The organism is Streptomyces sp. WAC05374 (assembly GCF_004353505.1).
Lineage (GTDB): Bacteria > Actinomycetota > Actinomycetes > Streptomycetales > Streptomycetaceae > Streptomyces.
In genome coordinates this window covers 1-15,893 of the sequence record NZ_SMNQ01000010.1, presented here as the reverse complement: position 1 = coordinate 15,893, position 15,893 = coordinate 1, and the positions used below count along the sequence as shown (strand labels likewise).

Sequence of the window (15,893 nt, the reverse complement as noted above, 5' to 3'; positions counted from 1 at the left end):
GGAGAAGGACGACCCCTCCGCGGACAGCGCGGAAGGGTCGTCCCGTTCACATGAGGTGCTGCGGTCCGAACGCCTGGGGCAGCATCTCGGCGAGCGTGAGCACGCCCGCCGGGGTGTCCAGCAGCAGTTCGTCGCCCCCGAACTCGTACAGCAGTTGCCGGCAGCGGCCGCACGGCACCAGCACCTGGCCGCGGCCGTCCACGCACACGAAGTGCGTCAGCCGGCCGCCGCCCGTGGCCTGGAGCTGGGAGACCAGCCCGCACTCGGCGCACAGGCCGATGCCGTACGAGGCGTTCTCCACGTTGCACCCGCTGACCGTGCGCCCGTCGTCGACGAGGGCCGCCGCGCCCACCGCGTAGCCCGAGTAGGGGGCGTACGCGTGGGTCATGGCCTCCCGGGCGGCTTCGCGCAGCGCCTCCCAGGCGTCGTCGGTCACTTGCCCTGGCCCCTCTTGTACGGCATGCCGTCCGCCTTGGGCATGCGAAGCCGCTGGGCGGACAGGGCGAGCACCAGCAGGGTGGTGACGTACGGCGCGGCGTCCACGAACTGGCTGGGCAGCCGGTCGGTGCCCGCGTACCAGACGAAGAGCCCGGCGGAGACGACGGCGGCGATGGCCGCGTTGAGGTACTTCTTCTTGTAGAGCTGCCAGATGACGAGTCCGACGAGCAGGATCGCCAGGAGCAGGAGCATGGCGTGGACGTTCTCGGCACCGCCGCGCAGCTTGAGGCTGTCGGTGAAGCCGAACAGTCCGGCGCCGAGGGCCATGCCGCCGGGCATCCAGTTGCCGAAGATCATCGCGGCGAGACCGATGTAGCCGCGGCCGCCGGTCTGGCCCTCCTGGTAGATACCGGTGGAGACGATGGCCAGGAAGGCGCCGCCGAGGCCCGCGAGGCCACCGGAGACGATCACGGCGATGTACTTGTACTTGTAGACGTTGACGCCGAGGGACTCGGCGGCGACCGGGTTCTCACCGCAGGAGCGCAGCCGCAGGCCGAAGCCGGTGCGCCACAGGACCCACCAGGTGCCGGGGATCAGCAGCAGCGCGACGACGGTGAGCAGCGACAGGTTGGTCACCAGGCCGCCGAGCACGCCGGCCAGGTCGGAGATGAAGAACCAGTGCTTGGCCTGGAGGTCGGCCAGTCCGTCCGACAGCCCCGGGATGGTGATGTCGGTGACCCGGTCGATGCGCGGCGACTGCTTGGAGGAGCCGCCGGGGGCCTCGGCGAAGGTGAAGTTCGCCAGGTAGCGGGTGACGCCGGTGGCCAGGATGGTGATCGCCACACCGGACACGATGTGGTTCACGTTGAACGTGACGGTCATCAGCGCGTGCAGCAGCCCGCCGAGCGCGCCGCCGACGACGCCCAGCAGGACGCCGGTCCACGGGCCCCACTGGTAGCCGGCCCAGGCACCGAAGAAGGTGCCGAGGATCATCATGCCCTCGAGGCCGATGTTGACCACGCCGGCCCGCTCGGACCACAGGCCGCCGAGGCCCGCGAGGCCGATGGGCACGGCGAGCTGGAGTGCGCCGGAGACCTGGCCCACGGAGGTGAGGTCGTCGGCGCCGCTGATGACGCGCACCAGCGAGAACAGCGCCAGACCGCCCGCGATGATCAGCAGCACGACGGGCAGGGACAGCCGGCGGCGTCCGCCGCCCTTCTTGGGCGCCGCGGCCGCGGCCGTGACAGTGCTCGTGGACTCGCTCATGCCGCCACTTCCTCCTTGTTCTTTCGGGCCTGGGCGGCAAGCTCTTCGCCGACCTTCTGCTGCTGACGGCGCAGCCCGTACTGCCGGACGAGTTCGTAGGCCACGACCACGGAGATCACGATCAGGCCCTGCATGATCGTGGCGATCTCCTTCTCGAAGCCGTACTGGTCGAGCGACGCGGACGCCTTGTCCAGGAACGCGATGAGCAGCGCGGCGAAGAAGATGCCGACCGGGCTGTTGCGGCCGAGCAGGGCGATGGTGATGCCCGTGAAGCCGACACCCACGGGGAAGCTCAGGCTGTAGGTGTGGGTCTGGCCGAGGAGCATCGGCATGCCGGCGAGACCGGCGACCGCGCCCGAGATCAGCATGGCGGTGAGGACCATCCGCTTGGCGTCCACGCCGCTCGCCTGGGCGGCGGAGCCGCTGGCGCCGGTGGCGCGCAGGTCGAAGCCGAAGCGGGTGCGGTTGAGGACGAACCAGTAGACGACACCGAGCGCGAAGGCGACGAAGGTGAAGCCGTAGATGGTGCCGCCGTCCACGTCCAGGCCGGGCATCCAGCCGGACTCGGCGATCTCACCGGTGGTCAGGTCGTTGGAGCCGGGCGGCTGCACACCGAGGTTGGCGGGCAGGATCAGCCAGGCGATCAGGCTGGTGGCGATGGCGTTCAGCATGATCGTGGAGACGACCTCGCTGACGCCGCGGGTGGTCTTCAGGACGCCCGCGATGCCGGCCCACAGGGCGCCGACCATCATCGCGACGATCACGATCAGCAGGATGTGGAGCGGGCCGGGCAGCTCGACCGCGGCACCGACGACCGCGGCGAGCATCACCGCGAGGCGGTACTGGCCGTCCACACCGATGTTGAACAGGTTCATCCGGAAGCCGATGGCGACCGCCAGCGCGGCGAGGTAGTACGTGCCGGTCTGGTTGAGGATCAGGACCTGGATGTCGGTGAACTCCAGGCTCTGGAACATGATCCGGTACGGCTCGAACGGGTCACGGTCCGAGACCAGCAGCACCACGGAGGTGAGCAGGAAGGCCACGACCAGGGCGAGCGCCGGGCCGGCGAGGCCCAGGATCAGCCGGTCCTTGTCGAACTTCTTCATCGGCCCTCACCGTTCGCGTTCTCGTCGTGCTCGAGGTGGCCGGTCGCGGCGCCGGTCATGGCCGAACCCAGCTCCTCCGGGGTGATCGTGGCGGGGTCCGCGTCCGCGACCAGCCGGCCGCGGTACATCACCCGCAGGGTGTCGGAGAGCCCGATGAGCTCGTCCAGGTCGGCGGAGATCAGCAGGACCGCCAGGCCGTCGCGGCGCGCCTCGCGGATCTGGTCCCAGATCTGCGCCTGCGCGCCGACGTCCACGCCGCGGGTGGGGTGGGCGGCGATCAGCAGCTTGGGGCTGTGGCTCATCTCGCGGCCGACGATCAGCTTCTGCTGGTTGCCGCCGGAGAGGGAGGCCGCGGTGACCTCGATGCCGGGGGTGCGGACGTCGTACTCGCGCACGATCCGCTCGGTGTCCTTGCGGGCGGCCTTGAGGTCGAGGATGCCGCGCTTGCTGTTGGGCGCCTCGGTGACGTGGCCGAGGATGCGGTTCTCCCACAGCGGGGACTCCAGCAGCAGGCCGTGGCGGTGGCGGTCCTCGGGGATGTAGCCGATGCCGCCCTCGCGGCGCTTGCGCGTCGGGGCGTGCGAGATGTCGGCGCCGTCCAGGGTGATGACACCGCCGTCGGGGTCGCGCAGCCCGATGAGGGCCTCGATCAGCTCGGTCTGGCCGTTGCCCTCCACGCCGGCGATGCCCATGACCTCGCCCTTGTGGATGGTGAAGCCGATGCCGGCCAGGACCTCGCGGACGATGCCGTCGGGGTCCGTCTCCGTCAGGCGCAGGTCCTCGACCTTGAGCATGGGGACGTCGGTGACGGTCGACTCGCGGGTCTCCGGCGACGGCAGCTCGGCGCCGACCATCAGCTCGGCGAGCTGCTTGGTGGTCGCGGTGCGCGGGTCGGCGGTGCCGACGGTCGTGCCGCGCCGGATGACGGTGATGTCGTCGGCGACGGACAGCACCTCGCCCAGCTTGTGCGAGATGAAGATGACGGTCAGACCCTCGGCCTTCAGCTCCCGCAGGTTGGCGAAGAGCGCGTCGACCTCCTGCGGGACGAGCACGGCGGTCGGCTCGTCCAGGATGAGGGTGCGGGCGCCCCGGTAGAGGACCTTGAGGATCTCCACGCGCTGGCGGTCGGCGACGCCGAGCTGCTCGACGAGCACGTCCGGGCGGATGTTGAGCCCGTACGCGCCGGAGATCTCCATGATCTTCTTGCGGGCCTTGGCGCCGATGCCGTACAGCTTCTCGCTGCCGAGGACGACGTTCTCCAGCACCGTGAGGTTGTCGGCCAGCATGAAGTGCTGGTGCACCATGCCGATGCCGATGGCGATGGCGTCGGCGGGGCTGGAGAAGGAGACCTGCTTGCCGTCGATGGTGATGGTGCCCTCGTCCGGCTTCTGCATGCCGTAGAGGATCTTCATCAGGGTCGACTTGCCGGCCCCGTTCTCACCGATGAGGGCGTGGACGGTCCCCTTGCGGATGGTGATGTCGATGTCGTGGTTGGCGACGACGCCGGGGAAGCGCTTGGTGATGCCGCGCAGTTCTACGGCGGCGGCAGCCGGCGGCGTTGACGGACTGGACGCGTTGATGACGCACTCTCCTTGGCGGGAAAGGAGCTTTGAGGAGCGGGAGGGCTGGTGGGCAGGTGCCGAAGTTATCGCGCCACACGGGGGTCTACGCGCGTAGCGACAGCGAAGGGGAAAAACCCGCGGAAACATGGTCCGGGTCCGGAGGGGCGGCCTTCGCCACCCCTCCGGACCCGCGGACCAGGTCCCGGCCGCGCGGTTACGGAGCGGTCTTGACCTTGATCTTGCCGGCGATGATGTCGGCCTTGGCCTTCTCCACCGCGGCGGTCACGTCGGTCAGCTTGGTGTAGGCCGGGTTGGAGGTGGCCAGGCCCACGCCGTCCTTGTCGAGGCCGTAACGGACCTCACCGGACTGCGGCTTGCCGTCCTTGACCGACTTGATCAGGTTGTAGACGGAGTCGGAGACGTCCTTGGTCACCGAGGTGAGGATGTACTCCTTGTAGGCCGCGAGGCCCTTCTGGTTGTACTGGTCGGAGTCGACGCCGATGGCCCACTTCTTGGCCTTGGCGGCGGCCTCGATCGAGCCCGAGCCGGCCAGACCGGCGGCGGCGTAGATCACGTCGGCGCCCGCGTCGAGCTGGCCCTCGGCGGCGGCCTTGCCCAGGTCCGGCTTGGCGAAGCCACCGAAGTCCGGCGGCTGCGTCAGGTACTGGACCTTGACGTTGACGCCCTTGTTGGTGTCCTTCACGCCCTGGACGAAGCCCGCCTCGAACTTCTTGATCAGCGGGGTCTCGACACCGCCGATGAAGCCGACCGTGTTGGACTTGGTCACCTTGGCGGCGGCGACGCCGGCCAGGTAGGAGCCCTGCTCCTCGTTGAAGACCAGGTTGGCGATGTTCTTGCCGGTCTTGGAGGTGTCGTCGATCAGGCCGAAGGTGGTCTTCGGGAACTTCGGCGCGACCTCGGCGATGGCGGGCGCGTACGCGAAGCCGACGCCGATGACGGGGTTGTTGCCGGAGCGGGCCAGCTCGGTCAGGCGCTGGACCTTGTCCGGGTCGCCCTCACCCTCGGTGGGCTCGGCCTCGGTGCCCTTGATGCCGAGTTCCTTCTCGGCCTTCTCCAGGCCGGCGTACGCGGCGTCGTTGAACGACTGGTCGCCGCGGCCACCGATGTCGTACGCGATGGCGGCCTTGGCTTCGCCGTCGGACGCGCTGTCCGACGACTTTCCGCCACACGCGGTGGCGCTGAGTGCGAGTGCCGCGGACGCGACGCCCACGGTTGCGATCCTGGTGATCCGGCGCAAGGGAGGCTCCTTCGACCTGACCTAAGCGCCTCTTCTCGGCGCTGGTTTCGCGGCGATCGTAACGCGCGTAGATGTCAGGTAAAGGCCTGTTCGGTAGCCGTTATCAGATCGACGCGAACAGTGCTTGTCGTTTTCGCCACCGCCACGAGGCGTAGTGGTGCACTGCCTTCAGGTGACCGGAAATGGCTGGTCCGGCCCACCCCCAACGGACGGGCCGGACCGGGCGCCTGAGGCGTCAGAGGCCGCCGTCGAGGAGGGCGGCTGCGGTGAACAGTTCGACGCCCACCTCGATGGCCCGCTCGTCCACGTCGAAGTTGCCCCGGTGGAGGTCGAGCCGCGCCGTATCACCCGGGCGGCGGACGCCCAGGCGGGCCATCGCGCCGGGGACGTGCTCCATGTACCAGGAGAAGTCCTCGCCGCCGAGGCTCTGCTCGGTGTCCTCGATCGCGTACGCGCCGCGCCGGGACTCCATCGCGTCGTGCAGCAACTGCGCCACCGCGGCGTCGTTGACGACCGGCGGGACGCCCCTGACGTACTCGATCTGGCACTTGGCGCCGTGCATCGTGGCGACCTCGTCGATCGCCGCGTACACCTGGTCGGGGGCGTGCCGCCAGGCGTCCAGGTCCAGGCAGCGGACCGTGCCGCCCAGCTCGGCGCGCTGCGGGATGACGTTGGGGGCGTGCCCCGCCTCGATGCGGCCCCACGTCAGGACCAGCCCGGAACGGGCGTCGATCCGCCGGGACAGCAGCGCGGGCGCGTCGACGGCGACCCGGGCGGCGGCGGTGACCATGTCGGTCGTCAGGTGCGGGCGCGCGGTGTGGCCGCCGGGCCCGTCGAGGGTGACCTCCAGGCGGTCGCAGGCGGAGGTGATCGCCCCGGTGCGCAGCCCGATGCGGCCCACGTCGACGCGGGGGTCGCAGTGGACGGCGACGATCCGGCCGACGCCGTCCAGGACGCCGGCGTCGATGGCGGTGATCGCGCCGCCCGGCATGACCTCCTCGGCGGGCTGGAAGATCAGGCGCACGGCGTTCGGCAGCAGGCCCCGGCGGGCCAGGTCGGCGAGGACCAGACCGGCTCCGAGGACGACGGTGGTGTGCACGTCGTGGCCGCAGGCGTGGGCCCGGTCCGGCACGGTGGAGCGGTACGGGACGTCCGTCTTCGTGTCCGGGATGGGCAGCGCGTCGATGTCGGCGCGGATCGCCAGCATGGGGCGCACGCCGTCCCACGTACCGATGTCGCACGTCAGCCCCGTGCCGCCCGGGAGTACCCGGGGGCTGAGCCCGGCCGCTTCGAGGCGCGTCTTGATCGCCGCGGTGGTGCGGAACTCCTGGAAGCCCAGCTCGGGGTGCATGTGCACATCCCGGCGGAACGCGATCAACTCGGCGCGCAGGCTCTCGGGGAGCGCGCCGAGCAGGGGCGTATCGCCGGGAACGTCTGTTTCGGGGTCGCGGGACATCACCTTGTTCACCCATGACAGGGTAGGCGCGTTTCGCCCTCAACTAACGTGTGATCTATAAAACTTCAGCCCGATAGGGGAAAGAAACCCTGGACAGCGGGCTTGAGGGCCGAGCCAAGTGGGTAAGCTCACGCGTTTTCGGCCTTTTGTCGATCTTTCTCGGTCGGCTTCCGATCGGGTGTTCGCACTCGTGATCGGGGCGCCGGGAGCGGACGCCCCCGCTCCGGAAGGCGGAGGCTCACGCTGCGGTCAGTGACAGGCCGTGCGCCGACCGTGCCGACTCCGCCACCCCCGCCAGGAAGCCCTGGGCGCGCGGCGAGGCGGTCTCTCGCAGCCACTCCGGCGCTATCCGGCACACCGTGATCGTGACGCCCGTGCCCGCCAGGGCCGCCGGAAGGGTGTGCACGACCGTCGACGGGAAGCTCAGCACCGTACGCCCGATGGGGCCGCGCCGGGCGATCAGCTCCAGCGGCAGGTCCGGCCGGACGATCTCCAGACCCGTCTCCACCGCTATCCGGTGCAGCTTCTCCACGCTCTCACGGCGGTGCGCGAAGTAGCGCGTGGCGCCGTGGGCGGCGGCCAGCGCGGCGACGGCCCCGGTGTACCGGTCGGGGTCCACCACGCCCGTCTCCACCAGCGAGGTGCCCACCAGGTCCGCCCCCCAGGTCAGGCGGGGCGGGCCGAACCGGGCGCGGGTCCACGCGAAGCGGTTGGCGGTCACCGTGGCGCCCTCGGGCGCCTCGACCGGCAGGGCGGTGAAGATCTCCACCGCCCGGCCCCGCCCCGGGGCCAGCCGGCGCCGGGCCAGGGCCGTGACGGGCGCCAGGGCCAGCTCGCGCGCATCGCGCGCCCGGCCGCGCCGGTGCCAGCGCACCAGCCGCTCGCCCCGGGTGAGCTGGGCGGCGAACTCCATGGTGGCCGTGCCGTCGTCGACGACCGTGACGGCACGCGGCCCGAACAGCGTCAGCAGGAGCTGCACGTACCGGGAGAACGGGTCGCCGACGACCACCCGCTCGGCGCGCAGCAGCGCGGGCGCCAGGTCCCGCAGCGCCCTGGGCAGCGCGCCCCGGCCGCCGCGCGCCTCCTGCCAGCGGACCGCGTACCCCTCGTCGCGGGCGAGCCGGGCCATGCGGCGGAGCTGGCCCCGCGACATCGGGTCGGTGGGCGACAGGACGACGACGAGGAGGTCCGGCCGGCCGGCGTGGCAGGCCCACTCCAGGACGTTCAGGAGCTGGACGGGGCTCTCGACGAAGGCGAGGTGCGACGGCGTGGCCGGGGGCGCGGACGTCATACCGTGGCCGGGACGCGGCGGAGCTTCTTCATGGGGCCGAGCTCCGACTCGTACACCTTCTTGACGCCGTCGCCGAGCGCGGTCTCGATGGTGCGGATGTCGCGCACGAGGCGTGCGAGGCCGCCCGGTTCGACGGAGGCGGCCTGGTCGGAGCCCCACATGGCGCGGTCGAGGGTGATGTGGCGCTCGACGAAGCACGCGCCGAGCGCGACAGCGGCCAGGGTGGTCTGGAGACCGGTCTCGTGGCCGCTGTAGCCGATGGGGATGTTCGGGTAGTCCCGCATCAGGGACTGGATCACGCGCAGGTTCAGCTCCTCGGCCCTGGCCGGGTACGTGGAGGTGGCGTGGCACAGCAGGATGTTGTCGCTGCCCAGGACCTCCACGGCGTGCCGGATCTGCTTCGGGGTCGACATGCCGGTGGAGAGGACGACCGTGCGGCCGGTGGCGCGCAGGGCGCGCAGCAGTGCGTCGTCGGTGAGGGACGCGGAGGCGACCTTGTGGGCCGGGAGGTCGAACTTCTCCAGGAACGCCACGGCCTCGGTGTCCCACGGGGAGGCGAACCAGGCGATGCCGCGCTCGCGGCAGTGCTCGTCGATGGCGCGGTACTCGTCCTCGCCGAACTCCACCCGGTGGCGGTAGGCGATGTACGTCATCCGGCCCCAGGGCGTGTCGCGCTCGACGTCCCACTGGTCGCGCGGGGTGCAGATCTCGGGGGTGCGCTTCTGGAACTTCACGGCGTCGCAGCCCGCGTCGGCGGCGGCGTCGACGAGCGCGATGGCCTTGTCCAGGTCGCCGTTGTGGTTGATGCCGATCTCGCCGGTGATGTAGACGGGCCGGCCGGGGCCGGCGGTCCTGGTGCCGAGGGTGCGGAGGCGGGGGTCCATGGTGCGTCCTTACGTAGCGGGGGTGTGTCGCAGGGTGGGGCCGAGGAGCCAGGCCGCGATCTCGCGGACCGCCCCGGCACCACCGGGGGTGGTGGTGACGGCGCGGGCGGCGGCCCGCACGGGTGCGTGGGCGTCGGCGACGGCGACGGGCCAGCCGACGAGCCCGAAGCAGGGAAGGTCGTTGACGTCGTTGCCGACGAAGAGCACCCGCTGGGGGTCGATGGCGTGGTCGTCGCACCACTGCTTGAGCGCCAGGTCCTTGCGGTCGACGCCGTGCAGGACCGGGACGGCGAGCTTGCGGGCGCGGGCGGCGACGACGGGGTTGGTCTCGGTGGACAGGATCAGCAGCCGGAGCCCGGCGCGGCGCAGGGCGGCGACGCCGAGGCCGTCGCCGCGGTGGACGGCGACGAGTTCGCGTCCCTCGGAGTCGACCAGCACCCGGTCGTCGGTCTGGGTGCCGTCGAAGTCCAGGACGACGGCGTCCACGTCGGCGGCGGTGGGCGTGACCGGCTCGTCGAGCAGGGGCGCGAGGGCGCGGGCCCGGGCGAGGTCGTGCGGGTCGTCGATCTCCAGGGTGCGGGCGGGGTCGGTGACGACGAGCGCGGTGCGGCCGAAGAAGCGGTGCCGGTGGGTACGGAAGCCCCGCGCGTCCATGCCGTACACGGCGCCCGTCTCCAGGTACTCGGGCTCGCGCTCCTGGCGCCGCGGGCGGTGGGCCTTGTCGTGGTTGACCCCGTGCCCGTCCGCCTCCCGCCGCCACAGGAAGCCGTGGGACGGGGCGACCGTCAGGGCCGTGTCGGCGCCGTGCTCCAGGACCTGGGCGGCCACGCCGTCGACGTCCGCGGCCGTCAGGAACGGGCTGGTGCACTGGACGAGCAGGACGGCGTCCACCGGCCGGGCGTGCAGCGCCTCGAAGGCGTCCATGGCGTGCAGGACGGCCGACTCGCTGGTCGCCGTGTCGCCGGAGAGGCCGGCCGGCCGGTGCACCGCCTCGGCGCCGGCCGCGCGGGCGGTGCCGGCGATGGCGGGGTCGTCCGTGGACACCACCACGTCCGTCACGTGCCGGGCGCCCAGGCAGGCGCGCACGGCCCGGGCGACCAGGGGCACGCCGCCGACGGGCGCGAGGTTCTTGGCGGGTACGCCCTTGGAGCCGCCCCGGGCGGGGACGACGGCGAGGACGGTGCGGCCGGTCACAGCTCCCCCAGGCGGCGGATCACCGGGGCCACGCGCTGCACCCCGTGGCGGTAGACGCCGCGCGCCGCGTCGCGCAGGACGCGCCGTACCGGGCTCGTGGCGGGCGGCTCGCCGGCGTCCAGGCGGTGGCGGCCCAGCACGCCGGGGAGGTACCCCGGGGCGGTCGCGGGCGTGTAGTACGGGGCGATCGGCGGCAGCGCGGGCGCGGCCAGCAGGTCGAGCACCCGGGCGCGGGCCGCGTCGAAGGCGGTGGCGTACGAGCCGTCCGCCGCCACGCCCTGGTCGGCGAGCCACCGGGCGTCCGGGCGGGGGCGGTGGCCGCCGTCCAGCCGGTCCCAGGAGGTCAGCAGTCCGGACCCGAGGAAGTGGTGGTTGCCGAGCGCCTCACGGACACCCAGGTCGGTCAGGACCGCCGTCGGTACGCCCCGGTGCAGGGCCTCCAGGGCGGCCGTGGAGGAGACGGTGACCAGCAGGTCGGTGCGGTCGAGCACCTCGCCCATGTGGCCGTGGACCAGCCGGAGGTTCGGCGGCAGCGGCCCGCGCGCCAGCTTCTGGTACGGGTGCTCCTCCACGTGCGTGGTGTGCTCGCCCGGCCTGGAGCGCAGCTTCAGCAGCACCTCGCGGTGCGGGTGCAGCCGGGCGTGCTCGACCAGCCGGCGCAGCAGGTAGGCGCGGTCGGCCCGGGGCGCCGGCACGGACGGCTGGGCGGCGAAGACGACCGTGTCGCGGTCCGGGGCCGGCGCGTACCGCGCCCCGCCCAGGAACGGCAGCGCCGCCTCCACCACCGCCGACGCGTCGGCGCCGACGCCCTCGTACACCGCGCGGAACCGCCGGGCGTCGTGCCGGGAGTTGGCGAGGACGACATCGGCGCCGTGCCGCAGCAGCAGCCCGTCGGCGAGCTTCTCGTACACGACGCCGACGTAGCCGGTGACGACGACCGGGCGGCGCGGCGGCGCCATCCCGGCCAGCCCGTGCAGCAGGGCCTGGACGGTGCCGCCGACGAGCGCGAGGACGACCACGTCGTACGCGTCCTGCAGCACCGCGTGGAGGAACTCCGCCCCGGTCACCTCCCGGGGCGCGGCCACGTCCGCGCCGACCTCGGCGAGCTGGCGCGTGGTCGGGGTGGCCCGGCCGCGCAGCACGAAGCCGGTCACCGGGCTGCCGGGCGGACTGATGCGGCGCGCCGTCAGGGCGCCCCATTTCCATCGGGTGTCGGAGTCCGCGAGTACCGCGACCCGCACCGCTTCACGGTTGCGTGATGGCACGCCGAGGACGTTAGGAAGACGCATGCCCGCCCGGCCCAACTCGGCCGCAACAAACGGTGAACAGCGTCTGGCGGCAATCCGGTTAAGGGGCGCGCCGCGCAGTGTTCACCGCGCATCCCTTTCCCGGTCAGGACGGATGACGGCCGGTCCGCCTAGCGTCTCGCGAGTGGTCAAGCTCTCCGTCGTCGTGCCGTTCTACAACGTGCAGACATACGCCCCGGACACCCTGACAAGCCTGCGTGCGAACGCCCGCGAGGACTTTGAATTCCTGCTCGTCGACGACTGTTCGACGGACGGGACGAGCGAACTCCTCGCACGTGCGGCGCGCGAACTGCCGGGGGCGGTGCTGCTCACCCACGCGCGCAACGCCGGGCTGGCCACCGCCCGCAACACCGGCATCGACGCGGCCCGGGGCGAGTACCTGGCCTTCCTCGACGGCGACGACTGGCTGGCGCCCGGCCACCTCGCCCGGGTACTGGCCGCCATCGAGGGCCTGAACTGCGACTTCGTCCGCACGGACCACGTCCGGTGCACGGCGAAGTCCCGTACCGTGCACCGGGTTCCGGTGGGCCGGCGCGGGGAGGTGCTGCGGCCGCGCGACGCGATCCTGCCGGCCGAGCGGTCCACCTCGGTGGACTATCCGTACGCCTGGGCCGGGATGTACCACCGGCGGCTGGCCGACCGGGGGCTGCTGCGTTTCACCGACGGCCTGCGCACCGCGGAGGACCGGCCGTGGATATGGCGGCTGCACCGCGAGGCAAATTCCTTCGCGGCCGTCAGTACGCTCGGGATCTTCTACCGGCGCGGGGTGTCCTCTTCCCTCACACAAATCGGCGACATTCGACAGCTCGATTTCATCCGCGCTTTCGACCAGGTTCTCTCGGAAACGGCGGACGACCCGGACGCGGAAAAGCTGCTGCCGAAAGCGGTACGCACGTACTGCGCGATCATCGCGCACCACCTGGCATCGGTGGACCGGTTCGAGGCGCCGGTCGCGAGGAAATTGCGCGCCCGGAGCGCGGCGGCGCTGAAACGCATGCCGCAGCGGATACTGCACGAGGCCCTCGACACCATGGACTCCGAGCGGGCGGCCCGGCTGCGCAGGCTGCGCCGCCGTCCGGTCCCGGTTTCCGCCCCTCTGGAGGCCACCGCATGACCACGCAGCTCTTCTGTGCCTCCACCCTCTACGGCGCCGCGACCCTCGCCGCCGCCCTGGACAGCGGCCGCTTCCCGCCCGCCGAGCGGCGGCTGCTGCTGGTCGCGAACAACGCGGCCGTCCCGGAGACGGCCGTCCCCCTGGACCGGATGCCCGGGTTCGAGCGGCTGCGCGGCCGCTTCGACGCGGTGCTGTCGTGGAACGACACCATCGCGCCGTTCCACCCCGGCAACTGGACGCCCCGGCCGGACGACGTGCCCCTGTGGGAGCGGTACCTGCGGCTGCTGTGGGGACTGGGCGGGGACGGGCCGGTCGAGCTGGTCCTCGAGTCCCTCCAGGTGCCGCCCGCGCTCACCCTCGCCCAGCTCTTCCCGGACGCCCCGATCGACGTCTACGCCGACGGGCTGATGAGTTACGGCCCGACGCGCGTCAGGCTGGACCCGCTGGTCGGCGAGCGGGTGCGGCGGCTGCTGCACCTGGACCTGGTGCCGGGGCTGCGGCCGCTGCTGCTGGCGGAGTTCGGGGCGGTGGTGGAGGCGGTCCCGGAGGAGGCGTTCACGAAGGTGGTGGACGAGCTGGCGGAGGACGAGCCGTGCGGGGCGGACGGGGAGGGCCCCGCCCTGGTCCTCGGCCAGTACCTGTCCGCGCTGGGCATCCTCTCCCCCGCCGAGGAGGAGGAGCTGCACGTACGGATGGTGCGCGGTGCCGTGGCACGCGGGCACCGCCGGGTGGTCTTCAAGCCGCACCCGGTGGCGCCCGCGTCCTGGTCGCGGACCCTGGAGCGGGAGGCGGCCGGGCTGGGCGCCGAGCTGACCGTGGCCGGCCGGCCCGTCCTCGCGGAGGTGCTGTTCCGGCGGCTGCGGCCCTCGCTGGTGGTGGCCTGCTTCTCCACGGGGCTGTTCACGGCGTCCCGGTTCTACGGCATCCCGGCCGCCCGCCTGGGCACCGGGCCGCTGCTGGACCGGCTCTCCCCGTACCAGAACAGCAACCGGGTGCCGGTGACGCTCGCCGACGCGCTGCTCCCGGACCTGGAGACCGGCGAGTGCCACGACGCCGGCGACCTGACGGGCCTCCTGCACGCCGTGGGGTTCGCCATGCAGCCGCAGGTCCGCCCGGACCTCCGCCCGGCGGCGGAGCGGTACCTCTCCGCCCACCCGGACGCCCGCTCCCGCCGCTACTTCAAGCTCCGCCGGCTCACCGTGCTCGGCCTGCCGGGCGGCCTGCCGGTCCCCCGCCACGCCCTGGTCCGCCGCCTGGCGCGCCGGGTGCGCCGCCTGCGGCGCGCGCTCGTCAGGGCGTCCTGACGACCGGCTCCTGGATCTCCGTCACCCACCGCGCCGGGTCCTCCGGGCACTCCAGGTACAGCTCGCGCGAGTAGCCCGCCGACCGGTAGCCGTTGGTGTCGATCCAGGCGGCCAGGGTCTGGATGGTGGGCAGCAGGTCGTCCATGGGGCCCCGGTGGACGACGGTCGCCGCCTGCTCCAGGGCGGGCAGGTCGACGACGTCCACGTCCGGCACGGCGACACCGGCGGGGACGATCATCCCCGCGTGGACGACGATCGAGCCGTCGCCCGCCGGGGCGTCCTCGTAGTGGGCGATGCCGGGGCCGCAGCCGGTGACCCCGGCGGCCTCCAGCCGGGCGCACAGCTCCTGGTACAGGGGGCCGATGACGGGGCCGATCTCGCCCGGGCCGAAGCCCGCCGCGATGCCGGTCAGCTCGGCGATCCGGGTGGCCGGAACGCTCTTGACGACGACGTCCTGCGCGGACATGTGTCCCTCGCTCTCGATGGCTCGGAGCCTCGCCCCGACCTGCGCCAGCCGCGCGGCCGCCTCACTCATGGCCGATTCCAGCTCGGCCCGCCGCAGCCGCAGCATCCCGCGCAGCTCCTCGGCCCCGACCTCCTCGTCGAGGATCGACCGCACCTGGTCGAGCGTGAAGCCGAGGTCCTTGAGCGCGATGACGCGGTTGAGCCGGGCGAGCTGACCGGCTTCGTAGAAGCGGTAGCCGCTGTACGGGTCGACATGGGCGGGGCGCAGAAGTCCGATCGCGTCGTAGTGGCGCAGCATCCGGACCGACACCCGGCCGTGCCTGGCGAAGTCTCCGATGGTGAACATGACGCCTCCTACGACACGGCCTCACACGGTGTCAGGGTCAAGCCCACCGGGCCGTCACGCCGTGCTGCTGAGCGACAGCTTCACCGCGAACCCGAGGAACAGCGCCCCCGCCGCCGACGTGGCGGTGGCGGACAGCCGCTTGCGGCGGCGGAAGGCGGCGGCCAGGTGGGTGCCGGTGAATATCAGCAGGGTGAGGTACAGAACGCTCGCCACCTGCGCGAGCGAGCCGAGCACCACGAACGACAGCGCCGGGTACTGGTACGCCGGGTCCACGAACTGGACGAAGAAGGCGATGAAGAACAGGATCGCCTTCGGGTTCAGCAGGCTGATCACGAAGGCACGCCGGAACGGCCGCTCCGAGGCGGGCGCCGGCGCGGCGCCGCCGAGTTCCTCTGCGACCCGCTCCCGCCGGGTCCGCCACATCGCCCAGGCGGCCCGCAGCATGCCGACGGCCAGCCACGTCAGATAGCCGGCGCCGGCGAACTTCACGATGCCGAAGAGCAGCGCGTTCGCCTGGAGCAGGGAGGCGACACCGGCCGCCGACAGCGTCATCAGCACCGTGTCGCCGCACCACACGCCGGAGGCGGCGACGTACCCGGCCCGTATGCCGCGCCGGGCGGCGACGGACAGCACGTACAGCGAGTTCGGCCCCGGCAGCAGAATGATCAGGACGAGGCCGGCGAGATAGGTCGGCAGATCGGTGACACCCAGCATGGGACGGAGTGTCGCACGTGGGTACGACACTCCGCCTTCGCGTTTCGTCACACGGGACGGCTCAGAAGGCGTCGGTGGGGACGTAGGTGCCCCACACCTCGCGCAGGGCGTTGCAGACCTCGCCGACGGTGGCGCGGGCCTTGAGGGCGTCCTTCATCGGGTAGAGGACGTTGTCGGTGCCTTCGGCG

The 15,893-nt window shown here is 72.2% G+C and carries 14 protein-coding genes; 2 read left to right on the top strand and 12 right to left on the bottom strand.

Features of this window, described 5'->3' with window-relative positions:
- Positions 1-46: 46 nt before the first annotated feature.
- From E2B92_RS19690 to E2B92_RS19645, 10 genes are all read right to left on the bottom strand, one after another.
- The gene (locus E2B92_RS19690; RefSeq protein ID WP_126886535.1) at positions 47-436 is read right to left on the bottom strand and encodes a cytidine deaminase; all 390 of its coding nucleotides are present in this window, start codon (positions 434-436) and stop codon (positions 47-49) included.
- Positions 433-1,704 carry an ABC transporter permease gene (locus tag E2B92_RS19685; RefSeq protein WP_126886533.1) on the bottom strand — a complete coding sequence of 424 codons (1,272 nt, stop codon included), beginning with the start codon at positions 1,702-1,704 and terminating at the stop codon, positions 433-435. Before E2B92_RS19685 ends, E2B92_RS19690 begins: the two co-directional genes overlap by 4 nt.
- On the bottom strand, positions 1,701-2,810 hold the full coding sequence (locus tag E2B92_RS19680) for an ABC transporter permease (RefSeq protein ID WP_126886530.1): 1,110 nt from the start codon (positions 2,808-2,810) through the stop codon (positions 1,701-1,703). Before E2B92_RS19680 ends, E2B92_RS19685 begins: the two co-directional genes overlap by 4 nt.
- A complete protein-coding gene (locus E2B92_RS19675; RefSeq protein ID WP_126886562.1) occupies positions 2,807-4,342 on the bottom strand; it encodes an ABC transporter ATP-binding protein in 1,536 nt (511 codons plus the stop codon). The genes E2B92_RS19680 and E2B92_RS19675 overlap by 4 nt, the downstream gene beginning before the upstream one ends.
- A 244-nt stretch (positions 4,343-4,586) precedes the next feature.
- Complete coding sequence (locus E2B92_RS19670) at positions 4,587-5,630, bottom strand: BMP family lipoprotein (RefSeq protein ID WP_126886528.1); 1,044 nt, start codon at positions 5,628-5,630, stop codon at positions 4,587-4,589.
- A gap of 235 nt (positions 5,631-5,865) precedes the next feature.
- Positions 5,866-7,086 carry an amidohydrolase gene (locus E2B92_RS19665; RefSeq protein ID WP_126886560.1) on the bottom strand — a complete coding sequence of 407 codons (1,221 nt, stop codon included), beginning with the start codon at positions 7,084-7,086 and terminating at the stop codon, positions 5,866-5,868.
- Between the two features lie 238 nt (positions 7,087-7,324).
- Positions 7,325-8,377 carry a hypothetical protein gene (locus tag E2B92_RS19660; RefSeq protein ID WP_126886526.1) on the bottom strand — a complete coding sequence of 351 codons (1,053 nt, stop codon included), beginning with the start codon at positions 8,375-8,377 and terminating at the stop codon, positions 7,325-7,327.
- Positions 8,374-9,261: an N-acetylneuraminate synthase family protein gene (locus E2B92_RS19655; protein WP_126886524.1), complete on the bottom strand. Its 888-nt coding sequence runs from the start codon at positions 9,259-9,261 to the stop codon at positions 8,374-8,376. Before E2B92_RS19655 ends, E2B92_RS19660 begins: the two co-directional genes overlap by 4 nt.
- A gap of 9 nt (positions 9,262-9,270) precedes the next feature.
- The gene (locus E2B92_RS19650; RefSeq protein WP_126886522.1) at positions 9,271-10,455 is read right to left on the bottom strand and encodes an acylneuraminate cytidylyltransferase; all 1,185 of its coding nucleotides are present in this window, start codon (positions 10,453-10,455) and stop codon (positions 9,271-9,273) included.
- Positions 10,452-11,744: a DUF6716 putative glycosyltransferase gene (locus E2B92_RS19645; RefSeq protein WP_126886520.1), complete on the bottom strand. Its 1,293-nt coding sequence runs from the start codon at positions 11,742-11,744 to the stop codon at positions 10,452-10,454. Before E2B92_RS19645 ends, E2B92_RS19650 begins: the two co-directional genes overlap by 4 nt.
- Positions 11,745-11,886: 142 nt before the next feature.
- On the opposite strand from E2B92_RS19645, the gene E2B92_RS19640 reads away from it, so the two are divergent.
- Together E2B92_RS19640 and E2B92_RS19635 are read left to right on the top strand one after the other, a co-directional pair.
- Entirely contained in the window at positions 11,887-12,876 is a 990-nt protein-coding gene (locus E2B92_RS19640; protein ID WP_126886519.1) for a glycosyltransferase family 2 protein, read from the top strand.
- Positions 12,873-14,180: a polysialyltransferase family glycosyltransferase gene (locus tag E2B92_RS19635; RefSeq protein ID WP_126886517.1), complete on the top strand. Its 1,308-nt coding sequence runs from the start codon at positions 12,873-12,875 to the stop codon at positions 14,178-14,180. The genes E2B92_RS19640 and E2B92_RS19635 overlap by 4 nt, the downstream gene beginning before the upstream one ends.
- On the opposite strand, the gene E2B92_RS19630 is transcribed toward E2B92_RS19635, so the two are convergent.
- On the bottom strand, positions 14,167-14,991 hold the full coding sequence (locus tag E2B92_RS19630; RefSeq protein WP_126886515.1) for a MerR family transcriptional regulator: 825 nt from the start codon (positions 14,989-14,991) through the stop codon (positions 14,167-14,169). The two genes, E2B92_RS19635 and E2B92_RS19630, sit on opposite strands and share 14 nt — an antisense overlap.
- 54 nt (positions 14,992-15,045) lie before the next feature.
- Entirely contained in the window at positions 15,046-15,705 is a 660-nt protein-coding gene (gene leuE / locus E2B92_RS19625) for a leucine efflux protein LeuE (RefSeq protein WP_126886513.1), read from the bottom strand.
- Between the last annotated feature and the right edge of the window lie 188 nt (positions 15,706-15,893).